Origin of the sequence: Devosia sp., from assembly GCF_965229025.1 — a bacterium.
GTDB lineage: Bacteria > Pseudomonadota > Alphaproteobacteria > Rhizobiales > Devosiaceae > Devosia_A.
This window is the reverse complement of record NZ_OZ245853.1, coordinates 3,221,470-3,238,218: the sequence shown is the minus strand read 5'-3', so window position 1 is coordinate 3,238,218 and position 16,749 is coordinate 3,221,470. Positions and strand designations below refer to the sequence as shown.

Genomic DNA, 16,749 nt, shown 5'->3' with positions numbered 1-16,749 from the left:
TGCCCGATAGTCAGGCGAGAGCAGCGGCGTGGTCAAGCTTGCCCCTCAAATCCACCAGCGCTACGCGCAACGCATCGATCTCTTCGCCTGCGCATTCCGAAGCCGCGAGAATCTGTGTGGGGAAGCCCTCCGCGATTGCTCGCATCGACTGCCCCTTTTCCGTCAGGGCAACGATCACCACCCGCTCGTCCCGGCTGTCCCGCGCCCGGGTCACAAGACCCAGGCCCTCCAGTCGCTTAAGCATCGGGGTCAGGGTGCCCGAATCGAGCAGCAGGCGTTCGCCGATGGCGGAGACCGACAGCCCATCGCTTTCCCACAGCACCAGCATCACGAGGTACTGCGGATAGGTGAGGCCAAGCTGGCCCAAAAGCGGGCGATAGAACCGGTTGAACGCATGCGCTGCCGAATACACGGCAAAACACAGCTGCTGGTCGAGGCGGAGATCCTTTGCAGGATCGGGGGCAGTTGCCATGGGGCGCTCCAGAGGATGTAGATAAATAGCGCACAATTGAATTGCGCGCAATCTAAAACCCGGCTATCACGCCCCAGTTGTTCGCTCACTTTCTCAGATTGCCAAGGAGTTTCCCATGCAGGTCAAATACACCGCCCACGGCACCGCCTATCACGGTGGCCGCAACGGCACCGCTGCCACCGACGATGGCAAGGTCTCGGTCAAGCTCTCCGTCCCCAAGGCCATGGGTGGCGATGACGGCCCGGGCACCAATCCGGAGCAACTGTTTGCCATCGGCTATTCCGCCTGCTTCCTTGGCGCCATGCGCGGCGCTGCCGGCCGCCTTAAGGTTACGCTTCCCGAGGATACCTCGGTCGAAGCCGCCATCAGCTTTGTCGATCGCGAAGACAATGTCGGATACTCGATCAAGGCCCAGCTCACCGCCCGTGCCCCCGGCGTTGACAAGGCCGACCTCGAAAAGGTGGTCCATCTGGCCCACGACATCTGCCCCTATTCGGACCTGATCCGGAAGGTGCACGACACCGATCTGATCGTCGCCTGATCCCTCTGGAGGGCCGCCCCAACGGCCCTCCACCTACCGGCTGCTAGACCAAGCCGCCGAAGAACGCCCGGATATCCGCCACCAGCAGATCCGGTGCGTCAATCGCGGCAAAGTGCCCGCCGCGCGGCATTTCCGTCCAGTGGACGATGTTGTTGGCGCGCTCTGAAAAGCTGCGTACCGAGCGGTAATCCCACGGAAACACGGCGACGCCGGTCGGGGTTGGGTTCATCACCTCGCGGTAGCCGGCGCCTGTTTGTGCGTCTTCGAAATAGATGTTGGCAGCCGAGCCACCCGATGCCGTGAACCAGTAGATCGAGGCGTGCGCCAGGTAGCGGTCCCGGTCGACACAGGCGGCGCCTTGCCCCTCAAAACCGAAGAACAGCTCGGCATTCCAGGCCAGTTGCGCGACGGGCGAGTCGACAAGGCCATAGCCCAGCGTTCCCGGCCGCTTCTGCTGGATCGGCTGGTAGCCGGCATATTTCTGGTAGTTTTCGAGGTTCGCAAATCCCTCCATTTCGAATGGCGAGAGCCGGTCCATCTCGCCCGGTGTGCCGTTGGGGAAGGCAAAGATCTGTTGGAGGTGCACTCCCACCAGCCCCTCTGGCGCGAGAATTCCCAATTCCCGCGTGATCAGCGCGCCGAGGTCGCCGCCCTGCGCGCCATAGCGCGCGTAACCCAGCGCTTTCATCAGCGCGTCCCAAGCCCGCGCCGTCCGGGCACTATCCCAGCCCGGCCCGGCGAGTGGGGTCGAGAACCCGTAGCCGGGGGGCGAAGGGATCACGAGGTCGAAGGCCAGCGCCGGATCGAGGCCATGCGCGCGTGGATTGCTCAACGGCCCGATGACGTCGATGAATTCGGCGACGCTCGAGGGCCAGCCATGGGTCAGGAGCAGCGGAAACGCGTTCGGCTCCTTGGACTTGATGTGGAGGAAATGGATGGTCTGCCCCTCGATCGTGGTGAGGAACTGCGGATAGGCATTCAGCGCCGCTTCATGCTGCCGCCAGTCGAAATCCAGCAGCCACTTGTCAGCGAGTTCTCGGATGAAATGCAGCGGTTGCCCATGGCTCCAGTCATCGGTCGTCGGGTGCGGCCAGCGTGTGCCCTCGAGCCTCACCTTGAGGTCGTCGATATCCTTGTCGGCGATGGCAAGCGTGAACGGGGTGATGGTCATTTGTGTCGTCCTTTCAGTGTCTTGGCGGAACCGCGCCGCCGCTGAAAAGACCCTGCACTACCCCTCCTGACAGGTCGTGGCAGGAGTGTTCAGGCCCCTGTTGCCCAGTCCGGATGCAGCCTTGCCCATTCGGCGCGCCACTCCTTGGCCAGTACCGATCGGCGGCGGCCATACCGCTGCGAGGTCGCATCTGCCAAAACGATCCGGTCGGTGCGGAAGTGCCGCATCGCCTCCCGCAAGCAGCACCAGGCGACGACGATCTGCTTGCCTTCATAATAGGCCAGCTGGATCGGCCAGATGTCGCGCTCGCTGGTTCGCCCCGCTTCATCAGCATAGCCAATGTGCAGCGCCGTCTCGTCGCGCATCGCAGACCGCACGAGGCCGAGTACCGCGACCGGCGCTGCCGGGCCGCGGATCAGCACGGGCCAGAGCCCGCTATCGGCCATCCGGTCGCGCAGATCCTCGGGGGATGCGGTGGCGATCTTGCCGATTGCGTTCTTCGCCGCCCCAGCCAGCCCCGCATCGGGCTGTGCCTGCACCCAGCGGGCGCCGAGCACCAGCGCTTCCAGCTCCTCGGCGCTGAACATCAGCGGCGGCAGGAAGAACCCTGGCTTCAGCATATAGCCGATGCCCGCCTCGCCCTCGATCGGCGCCCCGAGCCCGATTAGCGTCTGCACGTCCCGGTAGAGCGTGCGGACGGAAACGCCCTGTTCGTCGGCCAAGGCCGCAGCCGTGACCGGCCGCCTATGCCGGCGCAACGCGTCCATGATCGAAAACAGTCGCTCGGTTTTGTCCAAGGCACATCCTCCGTGGCCCACACGATAGCCAGCTTTGCCTCCTCTGTCAGAGGCCTGCTGCCAGGTCCGGTCAGGAGGCTCCACTTGACATTTCGTCAAATTGCGAAATGATGGCCAAACCGAACAGGAGACCAGCATGACCGCCAAATCCCACACCATGAACGGCATCGGCCATTTCGACATCGCCGGCCCCGACTTCGCGGCGCTGAGCCGGTTCTACGCCGACGTGTTGGGCTGGCAGGTGACGCCACGTGGTCCGGGCTATGGCATGGTCACCACCCCAGAAGGTGGTCCGAACGGTGCGCTGGTCGAAGCTGAAGCCGCCTCACTCACCCTTGGCGTCGTCGTGCCCGATCTCGATGGCGCCTTGCGAACCGCTGAAGCAGAAGGCGGCGCGGTGGCCATGCCGGTGCTCGACAATGGCTGGGTCAAAAAGGCCCAGATCCGCGACCCGGCGGGCAACCTCCTCACCCTCATCCAGGGCTGATCGCCATCGACACCTTCGATCTCGACGAGGTGCTCCGCGCGCTGTCCCACCCGGACCGGCGGGCCTTTGTCGCGGCCTGCCGGGATGGCGCGAAATCCGCCGGTGAGCTGGCGCAACTCTCCGACCTCTCACTCGCTACGGTCTCCGAGCATCTGAAGGTCCTGCGCAAGTCGGGTCTGCTGACGCTCGAAAAGCGCGGTAAATTCTGGTTCTACTCGTCCAGCCCGGCGGTCCTTGCTGCGGCGATCGCCGCACTCAACCTGCTCGCAGAGGTCAGGAAATGAATATCATCCTCGCCGACTGGGGAGATGCTGGCCTCGATGTCCTGCGCCGTGGCAATACCGCCGCGCAGAAGCAGCATATCGGCGGACCAGAAATCGACGAGCAGGTGCTGCGTCGCCACCAGCGTTACATCCTCGCTGAGCCCGGCGTGACCGAAATGTTCCTGATCCTGGCCGATGGCCAGCCTGCTGGTGCCATCGGATATTGGGAGCGAACACCGTCTACGAAACGGGCTGGGAAATCCTGCCAGAGTTTCAGGGCAGGGGACTTGCCGGTTCAGCGACGCGCCTGCTGCTCGAACAACTGCGGCACAACGGGCGGCATGCATATCTTCATGCCTACCCGTCACCCCACAATGCGCCGTCCAATGCCATCTGCCGCCGTGCCGGCTTTGAACTTCTTGGTGTCCGGGCGTTCGAATATCCGCCCGGTACCATGATGGAGGTCAACGACTGGCGGCTAGCCCTCTAGCCTCAAGCGATCTCGATATCGCAGTGATGGAGGTAGTCCTTGCCCGGCTCATAGATGATCGAGGGGAAGTGCGAGTTATGCAGCGCGTCGGGGAAGCTCTGGTCCTCGAGGCAGAAGCCCGAGTATTTGCCGTAGACCTTGCCGTCAGCGCGCACGTCACTCCAGACGCTGTTGTAAACCTGCAGCCCCGGCCGGTCGGTCCAGAGCTTCAGCGTCAGTGCCCCGTCAGGCCCGTTCACTGTGGCCACCGGAACGTCAAGATCGCGGCCCTGGTCGAGCACCACGTTGCCGTCATAGTCGACGGGCTTGCCTGCCGCGTCCCGCATCGTGCGGCCGGCACGGAGATCCCAAATGGTCCCCTTGGAGGGCAGGATGCCGCCGGTTGGAATGAGGTCGCTATCGACCTCGGTGTAAGCGCCCGAATTCACCTGGTAGCGATGGTCGAGCACGTCCGGCCCGGTTCCAAGGTTGAAATACTGGTGCTGCACCAGGTTGATCGGCGTGCGCTGATCGGTCGTCGCGCGCAGCTCAAGCTTCAGCTTGCTACCCTCAAGCGTGTAAAGCGCGCTGAACGTCACATTGCCCGGAAACCCCATGTGCCCGTCGGGCGAGAAATGCGTGAAACGCACCGCATTGCGCGCTGTGTCCACCTCGCCATCCCACACCACCCGGCCCAGCCCTTCCGGCCCGCCATGCAGGGTATGCCGGTCCGCGAAATTGGCCGGCGTCGGATAGTGCTTGCCGTCGAGACCGAAGCTCGCACCGCCAATGCGATTAGCGACCCGGCCGGCGAGCGAACCGAAATGCGGCGAGTGGGCGGGGTAGGCGTCAAAGTGCTCGAACCCCAGCACCACCGAGCGCAGGCCGTCCGCAACCGGCACGCGCCAGTCGCGAACCGCCACACCCCAGCTGATCAGGTCGACCTCGACCCCGGTGCTGCTCCTGAGCTTGAACTGGTCGACGCGCTTGCCTTCAAAGGCGCCGAACTCTTCCACACCGATCGTCATGGTCTTTTCCCTCTTTGCTATGGGAGCGGTGATAGCCCGGATTCGGGCAGGGCGAAAGCTTCGGCTCACCCCCCTTTTGGGCGGAGTGCTTGACGATTGTGTGCGAAGCCGACAAGGCTTTGCCGCTCAACCAACGGATCCCAGTTCCGTTGCTCACCGGGGACGTCATGGACGATTTCAAACGGCGGACGACGGTCCATGATGTGGCGCGCGAGGCGGGCGTCTCGCTCGCCACCGTCGATCGTGTCCTCAATGGCCGCCCCGGCGTCCGCGCCGAAACCGCTGAAAAGGTCGCCGAGGCCATCCGAGTACTGGATTTTCAACGCGATATTTCCGCTTCGCTTCTGGCAAGGGCGCGCGACCTCAGCGTCACCTTCCTCCTCCCCGATGGCCGCAACGAGTTCATGCAGAGCCTCGCCGAAGCCATCGAGCGGCGCACCCGGGCGCTGAAGGGCGAGCGCGTCAGTATCACCACGCGCCTCGTCCATGCCTTCGACCCCGCCGCCCTCAGCGCAGCAATTAACGCGCTCCAGCCCAAGGCCTGCGACTGCGCCATCGTCGTCGCCAGCGAGGACCCCGAAGTGCGCCACGCCATCGATCAGGCCACCCGGCGCGGCATCGCCGTTGTCACTCTCGTCTCGGACCTTCCTAATTCCCTCCGCCGCGCCTTTGTCGGCATCGATAATGTCGCCGCCGGCCGCACCGCTGCCTCGCTGATGGGCCGCTTCTGCGCCAGCGGGCGCATCGGCCTGATCGCGGGCTCCCTCAGCCTCGCCGACCACCATGAGCGCCGCGAGGGCTTTGAAGCGGTGATTCGCGCCGAGTTCCCCAACCACGAACTCATCGGGCCGCTCGAAGGCCTCGACGATGACAAGAGGACCGAAGCCGCCGCCACGGAACTCCTGACCCGCCACGGCCCCATCGCCGGGATCTACAATCTCGGCGCCGGCAATGCCGGTCTCCTTGCCGCGCTTGCAACGACCGGCAAAGCCGGCGCGGTCCGCGTCATCGCCCACGAATTGACAGAACCGACCCGCGAGGGGCTGCGCAGCGGGGCGATCGATGTGGTCCTCGACCAGAACCCGGATGGCGAAATCGCCGCCGCCCTCGCCATGGCGCGCGCCGTCGCGCTGGGACAGGATGCGGATCGGCATGCCGAGCCCATTGAAATCGGGCTGTTTCTGCGCGACAATCTGCGCTGAGGGTAAATCACCACAAAAGCGATGCCCGCGGGAGGAGTGCCAAACATGCGTTTACGCCATCTGCATTTACGCCGTCTTGAGGTACGTGCCTCATGACCTATCTTGGCGTCGATATCGGCACCTCCGGGGTCAAGGTCATCCTCATCGACCGCGCCGGCAAGGCGCTGGGCGAGGCAACCGCCAAGTCGGTCGAACCCGTTCGTCCCCATCCCGGCTGGTCCGAACAGAACCCGGCCGACTGGTGGAACGCCATGCTCGAAGCGGCAGACAAGCTCGCCAAGGCCCATCCATCCGAGATGGCCGCGGTCAAGGGTATCGGCCTTTCCGGCCACATGCATGGCGCAACGCTTCTGGGTAAGAACGACGAAGTCCTTCGCCCCTGCATCCTTTGGAACGACGGACGCTCGGCTGCCGAATGCGCCGAAATGGAAGCCGCACTGCCAAGCCTCCGTGCCATCGCCGGCAACATCGCCATGCCCGGCTTCACGGCGCCCAAGATCGCCTGGGTGAGAAAGCACGAGCCGGAGATTTACGCCAAGATCGCCAAGGTGCTGCTGCCCAAGGCCTATGTGCGCCTGCTGCTGACCAGCGAACATGTCGAGGAAATGTCCGATGCCTCGGGCACGCTCTGGCTCGATGTCGGCAAGCGCGACTGGTCCGATGAACTGCTGGCTGTCACCGGCCTCAACCGCTCCCACATGCCGCGCCTCGTCGAAGGCTCGGCCTCTTCGGGTATTCTGAAACCCGAACTTGCCCGCCGCTGGGGCATGAGTGGCAGCGTCGTCGTCGCAGGCGGCGCCGGTGACAATGCCGCCGCCGCCTGCGGCATCGGCGCGATCAAGCCCGGCGAGGGCTTTGTCTCGCTCGGCACCTCGGGCGTGCTATTTGTCTCCAACGACCGCTTCCGCCCCAACACCAAGGGCGCCGTTCACGCCTTCTGCCACGCCATCCCCGATACCTGGCACCAGATGGGCGTCATCCTCTCGGCCACCGACAGCCTCAACTGGTTGAGCAAGATCACCAGCCAGGATCCCGCAAAACTCTCCGGCGCCGCAGAGACCGGCTACAAGGGACCGGGCGAGGAAATCTTCCTCCCCTACCTTTCCGGCGAGCGCACCCCGCACAACAATGCCGGCGCGCGCGGTAGCTTTGTCGGCCTCAGCCACTCGACCGATCCCGGCCTCATGGCCCAGGCCGTGATGGAAGGCGTCGCCTTTGCCTTTCGCGATTGCCAACGCGTGCTGAAAGATGCCGGCACCGAAATGGGGCGCCTCCTCGCCGTTGGCGGCGGGTCGCGTTCCGATCTGTGGCTGAAGCTCATTGCCACCAATCTAGATACCGAAATCGCCATCCCTGAGGATGGCGATTTCGGCGGTGCGCTTGGCGCTGCCCGGCTCGCGCTCTGCGCTGCCGAAGGCGCCGATCCCACCGAGATCATGACCATGCCTGGGATCAAGCGGGTGGTGAGCCCCGATCGCAGCCTTTCACAAGCCTATTCCGACCAATATGCGCGTTATCGCGCGCTCTACCCCGCCATCGAGGAGGCCCGTAAATGACTGATTTCTTCAAGGGTATTTCGCCCGTCAAGTTCGAGGGACCCAGTTCCCGTAATCCGCTCGCCTATCACCACTACAACAAGGACGAGATGGTCCTTGGCAAGCGGATGGAAGACCATATCCGTCCCGCCATCGCCTACTGGCACACCTTTGCCTGGGAAGGCGGCGACCCGTTCGGTGGCCGCACTTTTGATCGCCCGTGGTATGCCGGCAGCCCGATGGAAGGCGCCAAGGTCAAGGCAGATGTCGCATTCGAGCTCTTCGATCTCCTCGATGCGCCGTTCTTCTGCTTCCACGATGCCGACGTCGCTCCGGAAGGCGCAACGCTCGCCGAAAGCAACAAGAACCTCCGCACCATCACCGACATCTTCGCAAAGAAGATGCAGTCTTCGCGCACCAAGCTCCTCTGGGGCACGGCGAACCTCTTCTCCAACCGCCGCTACATGGGCGGCGCTGCGACCAATCCGGACCCATATGTATTCGCCTATGCCGCAGGTCAGGTGAAGACCATGCTGGAAATCACCCACGAGTTGGGTGGTGCGAACTACGTGCTCTGGGGCGGCCGCGAAGGCTACGAAACCCTGCTCAATACCGACATGAAGAAGGAACGCGATCAGGCCGGTCGCTTCCTTAGCCTCGTCGTCGAGCACGCCAACAAGATCGGCTACAAGGGCACGCTGCTGATCGAACCAAAGCCGCAGGAGCCCACCAAGCACCAGTACGACTACGACGTCGCGACGGTTTACGGCTTCCTCAAGGAATTCGGCCTCGAAAAGATCGTCAAGTGCAACATCGAGGTGGGCCATGCCTTCCTCGCCGGGCACTCCTTCGAGCATGAGCTGGCGCTGGCCCGCGCGCTCGGCATTCTCGGTTCGGTCGATGCCAACCGCAACGACCTGCAGTCTGGCTGGGACACCGACCAGTTCCCCAACAACCCGGGCGAAATGGCGCTGGCCTTCTACCAGATCCTGAAGAACGGCGGCCTCGGCACTGGCGGCTTCAATTTCGACGCCAAGGTCCGCCGCCAGTCGATCGACCCGGCAGACCTCCTTTATGGCCACATCGGCGGTCTCGATATCCTCGCCCGCGGCCTCAAGGGCGCCGTAGCGATGATCGAAGACGGCACCTTCGACAAGGCGCTCGATACCCGCTACGCTGGCTGGAACGAGAAGGGCGCCGCTGCCATGCTGAAAGGCGAGCGTACGCTTGAGCAGATCGCTCAGTGGGTCGAAGCCGACAACATCAACCCGCAGCCCAAATCCGGCCAGCAGGAATATCTCGAGAACCTGGTCAACCAGTTCGTGTGATCGAACTGTCCCACGCACAGGCTTCCTTCTCCCCTTGAGGGAGAAGGTGGCGCGAAGCGCCGGTTGAGGGGTCCCGTATCGATTGCGATGCGCGTTCCGAGCGTAAGCGAGGAGCGAACTCCTCCAACTTCCCCTCACCCGCCCGCCTTGCGGGCACCCTCTCCCTCAAGGGGAGAGGGAGGCAACCGAGACTCACATGCCCACCATCCGTAACCCCATCCTCCCCGGATTCAATCCCGACCCCTCGATCCTGCGCGTGGGTGATGACTATTACATCGCCACCTCGACCTTCGAATGGTATCCGGGCGTGCAGATCCATCACTCGAAGGATCTCGCCAACTGGGATTTGGTCACCCGCCCGCTGACCCGCGCCTCCCAGCTCGATATGCGTGGCGATCCGGATTCGTGCGGGGTGTGGGCGCCCTGCCTCAGCCATGATGGCGAGCAGTTTTTCCTCATCTATACCGACGTCAAGCGCAAGGATGGCTCGTTCAAGGACGCGCACAACTACCTCGTCACCGCGCCCTCGATCGAAGGTCCATGGTCCGATCCGGTCTACATGAACTCATCGGGCTTCGACCCGTCGCTGTTTCATGACGACGACGGCAAAAAGTGGTTCGTCAACATGCTGTGGGACCATCGTGTGCGCCCGCTGCTGTTTGCCGGCATCGCGCTCCAGGAATATGACCACAAGGCCAGAAAGCTCGTCGGCCCGATCAAGAACATCTACCAGGGCACAGACCTCAAGCTCGTCGAAGGCCCGCATCTTTATAAGCGCGACGGCAAGGACGGCCGGCCCTGGTACTATCTGCTGACCGCCGAGGGCGGCACGGGCTACGAACACGCCGTCACCTTCGCCCGCTCGCGCAACATCGATGGGCCCTACGAAACCCACCCCATCCAGCACATCCTCACCGCCAAGGATTCGCCGCTTAATGCTGTGCAGCGCTCGGGCCATGGCGATCTGGTCGAAACGCCCGACGGCAAGACCTTCCTTGTTCACCTGATGGGCCGGCCGACGACGCAAAAACGCCGCTGCGTCCTTGGCCGCGAAACCGGCATCCAGGAAGCCTATTGGGGCGCCGATGACTGGCTCTGGGTCAAGAACGGCCCGGTGCCGTCGCTCGAAGTCGAGGTTCCCGGCACTCGGGACGAAACCGAATACTGGGCCGAGCAGCGCTACAGCTTTGAGACCCTGCACCAGGACTTCCAGTGGCTCCGCACCCCTGAGACCGAGCGCATCTTCAGGCTCGAAGGCGGCGCACTGAAGCTGATCGGCCGCGAGGCGATCGGCTCGTGGTTCGAGCAGGCGCTCGTCGCCCGCCGCCAGACGCACTTTTCCTATGATGCCGAAGTGACGCTCGACTTCTCGCCGGTCGATGAGCGCCAGTTCGCCGGCATCACCGGCTACTATGGCCGCTACAACTTCCATTACCTCACGGTCACCGCCCATTCCGATGGCAAGCGCGAGCTGCTGATCATGAGCTCGCTTGCGAGCCACCCCGATGGCAAGCTCAGCTTCCCCTCCGACCCGGTGCCGTTGCCGCAGGAGGGGCCGGTCCGGCTGAAGATCGAAATCCGCGGCCCAAAACTGCAGTTCTTCTATGCAGCAGGCGACGCCAAGGCGGGCGGCAACTGGCAGCCGGTGGGCGCGGCTCTCGATGCATCGCTCCTCTCGGACGAGTGCGGTGGTCACGCCGAGCATGGCAGCTTTACCGGTGCGTTCGTTGGCATGGCCTGCTCAGACCTCAACGGCACAGCCAAAGAAGCGACCTTCACCGACTTTGTCTATCGGCCGGTGCACGACGCATCCGACCGATACTGACTTTGGCCATTTGAGGTGTTGAGGCGCGGCAGGGGGAGTTGGCAGGGCAGGCCAAAGCTCCTAACGTCGCGCCTTTCATTTTACTGAAATGGCCTGATGGACCAAACCCCTTTCGAAGCGCCCGACGCCGCCCAAACGGCTGCAGACCTGTCGGTCATCACCCCGATGATGGCGCAGTTCCTTGAGATCAAGGCGGTCAATCCCGGTTATTTGCTGTTCTACCGGATGGGCGATTTCTACGAGATGTTCTTTGAGGATGCCGAGATCGCCAGCCAGGCGCTCGGTATCGTCCTGACCAAGCGCGGCAAACACCAGGGCGCCGATATCCCGATGTGCGGCGTCCCCATCCACGCCGCGCAGGACTATCTCAAAAAGCTCATCAGCCTCGGCCATCGCGTCGCCATCTGCGAGCAGATGGAGGATCCCGCTGAAGCCAAAAAGCGCGGCTCGAAATCACCGGTGAAGCGCGACGTCGTCCGCCTCATCACCCGCGGCACGCTCACCGAAGACGACCTCTTGCCCGCCCGCGCCGCCAACTATCTCGCGGCGCTCGCCATGGTCCGCCATGGAGAGACCGATTATGCGCTGGCCTGGGCTGACGTCTCGACCGGCCAGACGGCGGTCCTCGATATCGCCGCCGACGCCATCACCGACGAACTCGCTCGCCTTGAGCCTGCCGAGCTGCTGGTCAGCGACCTGACCCTCGATGCGCTCCGCGCCCACAAAGTCGGCTTGCCGGAAGCAGCACTTGTGCAGATGCCGTCACAGCTTTTCGACAGCGCCGCTGCCAGCGACCGGATTGCCACGGCCTTTCCCAATAGCGAAGTCGACCCCACCGCCTTCTCGCGCGCCGGCCGCGCGGCCTTCGGCGCGCTCTGTGAATATGTGCGCGAGAGCCAGAAGGGCGTCCCGGTCGCCCTCAGCGCGCCGACCACCGAGACCATCTCGGAATTCATGGCGATCGATGCCGCGACCCGCGCCTCGCTCGAACTGCTGGTCACCCAGCGCGGCGAGGAAAAGGGCGCTCTGCGTTCCGAGATCGATCTCTGCGTGACCCCGGCAGGCTCACGCCTCCTCGCCCAGCGCCTCGCCGCCCCGCTTGCCGGTTCGGCGCCAATTAACTCCCGGCTCGATGCCGTGGCGGCACTGGTGGGTGATGGCCTCCTGACCCAGCGGTTGCGACAAGACCTCAAGACCATCCCCGACCTCACCCGCTCGTTGACCCGCCTGATGCTGGATCGCGGCGGGCCGCGCGATCTTCGTGCCGTGGCTTTGGCGGTTGAAGGCGCCATGGCCCTCGCCAGTCGGCTCGCAACCCTCACCGATGCCCCATCCGAGCTTTCCGCCATCGCGGCAACGCTCGCCAATGCGCCATCTGCCCTTGCCGCAGAACTGCTGGCTGCCATCGACGACGAGCCGCCTCTCTTGGCCCGCGACGGCGACTTTGTGCGCAAGGGATACGATGCGACCCTCGATGACGAGCGGGCGCTCGCCACCGAAACCCGGGGTGTCGTCGCCGCGCTCCAGGCCCGGCTGATGGACGAGACCGACGTCCGGTCCTTGAAGATCCGGCACAACGGCGTTTTGGGCTACTTCGTCGAAGTTCCGGCCAACCACGGCACCAGGCTGCTGGAGCCACCGCACCGCGACACCTTCATCCATCGCCAGACGCTCGCAAATGCAATGCGGTTCACCACCGCCGAGCTCGCCGAACTCGAAGGCCGCATCGCCAAGGCCCATGACGCCGCGCTGGCGCTTGAAGCAGCGGTATTCACCCGCCTGCAGGCCGCAATCGGCGCCGAAACCAGCGGCCTCCGCGCCGTCGCCGATGCGCTGGCCCAACTCGATGTCGCCGCGGGTCTGGCGCAACTCGCCATGACGCGCAGTTTCTGCCGGCCCGTGGTCGATGACAGCCTCGCCTTCAGCATCGCAGGCGGCCGTCACCCGGTGGTTGAGTCCAATGTCCGACGCCAAAATGGCGTCTTCGTCGAAAACGGCGCCGAGCTCTCCGGCGGCGCGCTGTGGCTGATCACCGGCCCCAACATGGGCGGCAAATCCACCTTCCTCCGCCAGAATGCGCTGATCGCCATCCTCGCCCAGATGGGGAGTTTCGTTCCGGCGACTTCCGCCCATATCGGGGTCGTCGACCGCGTCTTTTCTCGTGTCGGCGCATCTGACGATATCGGCGGCGGGCGCTCGACCTTCATGGTCGAAATGGTCGAAACCGCCGCCATCCTCAACCGCGCCACCTCGCGGTCCTTGGTCATCCTGGATGAAATCGGCCGCGGCACGGCCACCTTTGATGGCCTCTCGATCGCCTGGGCCGCTGTCGAAGCACTGCACGACGAAACCCGCTGCCGTGCGCTCTTTGCGACGCATTTCCACGAGATGACCGCGCTGGCCAAGACCCTCGCCCGCGTCACCAACCACACCATGAAAGTGCGTGAGTGGGAGGGTGAGGTGGTCTTCCTCCACGAAGTCGCCGAAGGCGCGGCCGACCGCAGCTACGGTATCCAGGTGGCCAAACTCGCCGGCCTGCCGGAAAAAGTCTTGGCCCGTGCGCGTCAGGTCTTGGGTGTTCTTGAGCAGCGCGCCGCCGCTGGCCAAAGGTCTTCCGGACACATTGTTGGCGTGCTAGACGATTTACCGCTCTTTGCCCACCAACCGCCGCCACCTAAGGCGACTGTTAATCCCCTCTATGACAAGCTCGACCAGGTCCGGGCCGACGATTTGACCCCCCGCGAAGCGATTGACCTGATTTACGAGCTCAAGAAAATCCGCGATGCAACTCGCCGAAACTGATAGCCGTCCGCGAAAACCGACATTTCATCTCGTCCACGCCGAGACGATCCTTGCTGCTATCAAGGCGCAGATCGGCGACCAGTCCCCCAAGGCCGCGCCCGCGCGCGCCCTGGTACTGCAGCACCTGCGCGGTGTCCTCGCGGACGCGCGCAAGAGCGCCGAAATGGAGCTGATGGCCAACGGCAAGGGCACCCGCTGCGCCATGAACCTGTCGGCGGCGGAAGACGAAATCATCCGCGCCATTCACCTCTTCGCCACGCGCGAAGTCTATCCGGTCGACAACCCCTCCGGTGCCGAAATGGTATCGATCGCAGCCGTCGGCGGTTATGGCCGCGGCACGCTCGCCCCCGGCTCCGACATCGATCTGCTGTTTATCCTGCCCTATAAGCAGACCCCCTGGGGCGAGCAGATCACCGAATACATCCTCTATATGCTGTGGGACCTCGGCCAGAAGGTCGGCCACGCCGTGCGCTCGGTCGATGACTGCATCCGCATGGCCCGCTCCGACATGACCGTGCGCACCGCCACCCTCGAGGCGCGCTACCTCACCGGCGACAGGGCGCTGTTTGCCGAGCTGCAGCAGCGGTTCGAAAACGAGATCATGCCGCGTACCGGCCCGGAGTTCATCGCCGCCAAGATGGCCGAGCGCGACGAGCGCCACCGCCAGATGGGCAATACCCGCTACGTCGTCGAGCCCAACATCAAGGACGGCAAGGGAGGCCTGCGCGACCTCCACACCCTGTTCTGGATCGGCAAGTACTTCTACCGCGTCAAGACCAGCGCCGAGCTGGTGGGGAAGGGCGTGCTCAGCGCCGAGGAGTACCGGCTCTTCATCCGCGCCGAGGATTTCCTCTGGGCCATCCGCTGCCACCTCCACTATGTCACCGGCCGCGCCGAGGAAAAGCTGACCTTCGACGTCCAGCCCGATCTCGCCGCCCGCCTCGGCTATTCCGAGCGTGCCGGCATGCTGGCGGTCGAGCGCTTCATGAAGCGCTATTTCCTCGTCGCCAAGGATGTCGGCGACCTGACCCGCATCTTTTGCGCCTCACTCGAATTCGATCACGCCAAGCCGCTCGATATGGTCGGGCGCGTCCTCGCCCCGTTCCGCCGCGGCAAGGTGGCGATCAAGGGCGAAACCGATTTCGTCATCGATTCCGGCCGGCTCAACATCGCCAATCCTGCCGTGTTCGAAAAAGACCCGCGAAACCTGATCAAGGGCTTTATGCTCGCGGGCCAGCGCGACCTGCATCTCCACCCCGATGCCATCAAGGCGATCCGCCGCTCGTTCCGGCTCATCGGCCATGACCTGAGGAACGACAAGCAGGCCAATGCCTGGTTCCTCCAGATCCTCACCGCCCCCACCTATGTCGAACGCATCCTTCGGCAGATGAACGAGAGCGGCGTGCTTGGGCGCTTCGTGCCGGAATTCGGCAAGATCGTCGCGCTCATGCAGTTCAACATGTACCACCACTACACCGTGGATGAGCACCTGATCCGCGCCGTCGGCGTCATGGCCGAAATCGCCAATGGCGGGCTGCGCGACCAGCTGCCGCTGACCCACGAACTGCTGCCCCACCTCAACGACACGCGGCTGCTCTATGTCGCGCTGTTCCTCCACGATATCGCCAAGGGCCGCCCCGAAGATCACTCGATCGCCGGTGCGCGCATCGCGCGCAAATTCTGCCCCCGCCTCGGGCTCGATGCCGCCGAGACCGATACCGTCGCCTGGTTGATCGAATATCACCTCTTGATGAGCGAGATCGCGCAGTCCCGCGACATCCAGGACCCCGATACCGCCAAGGCCTTTGCCGACATCGTCCAATCCCCGCAGCGTTTGTCGCTGCTGATGATCCTCACCGCCTGCGATATTCGTGCAGTTGGCCCGGGCGTGTGGACCGGCTGGAAGGGCTCGCTGCTCCGCTCGCTCTACTACGCCACCGAGCCACTGCTGTCCGGCGGCCATTCCCACGTCACCCAGCGCGATCGCATCGAGGCCGCCAAATCGGTGCTGCGCGGCGCGCTCAATGCCTGGCCGCAAGCGGACGTCGAAACCTATCTCGGCCGCCAGTACGACCACTACTGGCTGCGCGCCGAGCCCGAACTGCAGATCGAGCATGCACGCATGATCCGCGCTGCCGATCACGCCGAGCACATGTTTGCCGGCTCCATCCGCATAAAGGCCTTCGAGGGCATCACCGAGGTCAGCTTTTACACCCCGGACCATCCGCGCCTGCTGTCGATCATCGCCGGCGCCTGCACCATGTGCGATGCCTCGATCATCGGCGCCCAGATCTTCGGCACCCGCGATGGCCGCGCCATCGACACCTTCCGGCTGCGCCGGAGCTTCACCTCCGACGAAGACGAAAAAGTCCGCGCTACCCGCATCATCGATACGGTCAAGCAACTCCTCCAAGGCAAGCGCCAGGTGCTGATCGATCTCGGCAAGGAAAGCCGCCACAACCGCCGCCTCAAACCCTTCAGCCTTCCCGCCCAGGTGGTTGTCAGCAACACGATTTCGGAAAAGTTCACCGTCATCGAGGTCATGGGCCTCGACCGGACCGGGCTTCTTCACCAGCTCACCCGCGAGATTTCCGACCTCAACCTCACCATCGGCTCGGCCCATATCGGCACATATGGCGAAAAGGCGGTCGACGTTTTCTATGTGACCGATTTGACCGGCCATAAGATCGAGTCCAAAGCCCGCCAGAAGAAGATCCACGACGCCCTCCTCGGCGTCTTCAACGCCGTCCACGAAGAGCCCGTGCCCAAGGTGGCGCATGGGTAGGCAACTGGCTGCGGCTATCGCTTATGAACAGTAAGGCCCCCTCA

The 16,749-nt window shown here is 63.9% G+C and carries 14 protein-coding genes; 10 read left to right on the top strand and 4 right to left on the bottom strand.

The genetic code is table 11. The features are described 5' to 3' along the window. Positions 1-10: 10 nt before the first annotated feature. Positions 11-472 (bottom strand): MarR family winged helix-turn-helix transcriptional regulator, encoded by a 462-nt coding sequence (locus ACO06J_RS15665; RefSeq protein ID WP_421761650.1) that lies wholly within the window; start codon positions 470-472, stop codon positions 11-13. Positions 473-587: 115 nt separating this feature from the next. On the opposite strand from ACO06J_RS15665, the gene ACO06J_RS15660 reads away from it, so the two are divergent. After that, positions 588-1,013, top strand: coding sequence for an Ohr family peroxiredoxin (locus ACO06J_RS15660; protein ID WP_421761649.1), 426 nt, complete (start codon positions 588-590; stop codon positions 1,011-1,013). A gap of 43 nt (positions 1,014-1,056) precedes the next feature. Here the strand turns inward: ACO06J_RS15660 and ACO06J_RS15655 are convergent, their stop codons facing one another. Next, positions 1,057-2,184, bottom strand: a complete 1,128-nt coding sequence (locus tag ACO06J_RS15655; RefSeq protein WP_421761648.1) for an epoxide hydrolase family protein — start codon at positions 2,182-2,184, stop codon at positions 1,057-1,059. Between the two features lie 89 nt (positions 2,185-2,273). Further along, complete coding sequence (locus ACO06J_RS15650; protein ID WP_421761647.1) at positions 2,274-2,981, bottom strand: helix-turn-helix transcriptional regulator; 708 nt, start codon at positions 2,979-2,981, stop codon at positions 2,274-2,276. A gap of 136 nt (positions 2,982-3,117) precedes the next feature. On the opposite strand from ACO06J_RS15650, the gene ACO06J_RS15645 reads away from it, so the two are divergent. The 3 genes from ACO06J_RS15645 to ACO06J_RS15635 all read left to right on the top strand — a co-directional run bounded on the left by ACO06J_RS15645 (position 3,118) and on the right by ACO06J_RS15635 (position 4,221). Beyond that, positions 3,118-3,468, top strand: a complete 351-nt coding sequence (locus ACO06J_RS15645) for a VOC family protein (RefSeq protein ID WP_421761646.1) — start codon at positions 3,118-3,120, stop codon at positions 3,466-3,468. Between the two features lie 29 nt (positions 3,469-3,497). Further along, positions 3,498-3,752: an ArsR/SmtB family transcription factor gene (locus ACO06J_RS15640; RefSeq protein WP_421761645.1), complete on the top strand. Its 255-nt coding sequence runs from the start codon at positions 3,498-3,500 to the stop codon at positions 3,750-3,752. Between the two features lie 202 nt (positions 3,753-3,954). Then, positions 3,955-4,221 (top strand): GNAT family N-acetyltransferase, encoded by a 267-nt coding sequence (locus ACO06J_RS15635; RefSeq protein ID WP_421761644.1) that lies wholly within the window; start codon positions 3,955-3,957, stop codon positions 4,219-4,221. Positions 4,222-4,223: 2 nt separating this feature from the next. On the opposite strand, the gene ACO06J_RS15630 is transcribed toward ACO06J_RS15635, so the two are convergent. Continuing rightward, on the bottom strand, positions 4,224-5,228 hold the full coding sequence (locus tag ACO06J_RS15630) for an aldose epimerase family protein (RefSeq protein ID WP_421761643.1): 1,005 nt from the start codon (positions 5,226-5,228) through the stop codon (positions 4,224-4,226). A 167-nt stretch (positions 5,229-5,395) separates the two neighbouring features. Between ACO06J_RS15630 and ACO06J_RS15625 the strand changes: the two genes are divergently transcribed. From ACO06J_RS15625 to ACO06J_RS15600, 6 genes are all read left to right on the top strand, one after another. Further along, the gene (locus ACO06J_RS15625; protein ID WP_421761642.1) at positions 5,396-6,430 is read left to right on the top strand and encodes a LacI family DNA-binding transcriptional regulator; all 1,035 of its coding nucleotides are present in this window, start codon (positions 5,396-5,398) and stop codon (positions 6,428-6,430) included. 92 nt (positions 6,431-6,522) lie between these two features. Continuing rightward, positions 6,523-7,986: a xylulokinase gene (xylB, locus tag ACO06J_RS15620; RefSeq protein ID WP_421761641.1), complete on the top strand. Its 1,464-nt coding sequence runs from the start codon at positions 6,523-6,525 to the stop codon at positions 7,984-7,986. Then, on the top strand, positions 7,983-9,293 hold the full coding sequence (gene xylA, locus ACO06J_RS15615) for a xylose isomerase (protein WP_421761640.1): 1,311 nt from the start codon (positions 7,983-7,985) through the stop codon (positions 9,291-9,293). The genes xylB and xylA overlap by 4 nt, the downstream gene beginning before the upstream one ends. 196 nt (positions 9,294-9,489) lie before the next feature. Beyond that, entirely contained in the window at positions 9,490-11,118 is a 1,629-nt protein-coding gene (locus ACO06J_RS15610) for a glycoside hydrolase family 43 protein (RefSeq protein WP_421761639.1), read from the top strand. Positions 11,119-11,214: 96 nt separating this feature from the next. Then, complete coding sequence (gene mutS, locus ACO06J_RS15605; protein ID WP_421761638.1) at positions 11,215-13,920, top strand: DNA mismatch repair protein MutS; 2,706 nt, start codon at positions 11,215-11,217, stop codon at positions 13,918-13,920. Further along, on the top strand, positions 13,901-16,705 hold the full coding sequence (locus tag ACO06J_RS15600) for a [protein-PII] uridylyltransferase (RefSeq protein WP_421761637.1): 2,805 nt from the start codon (positions 13,901-13,903) through the stop codon (positions 16,703-16,705). Before mutS ends, ACO06J_RS15600 begins: the two co-directional genes overlap by 20 nt. The last annotated feature ends 44 nt before the right edge of the window (positions 16,706-16,749 follow it).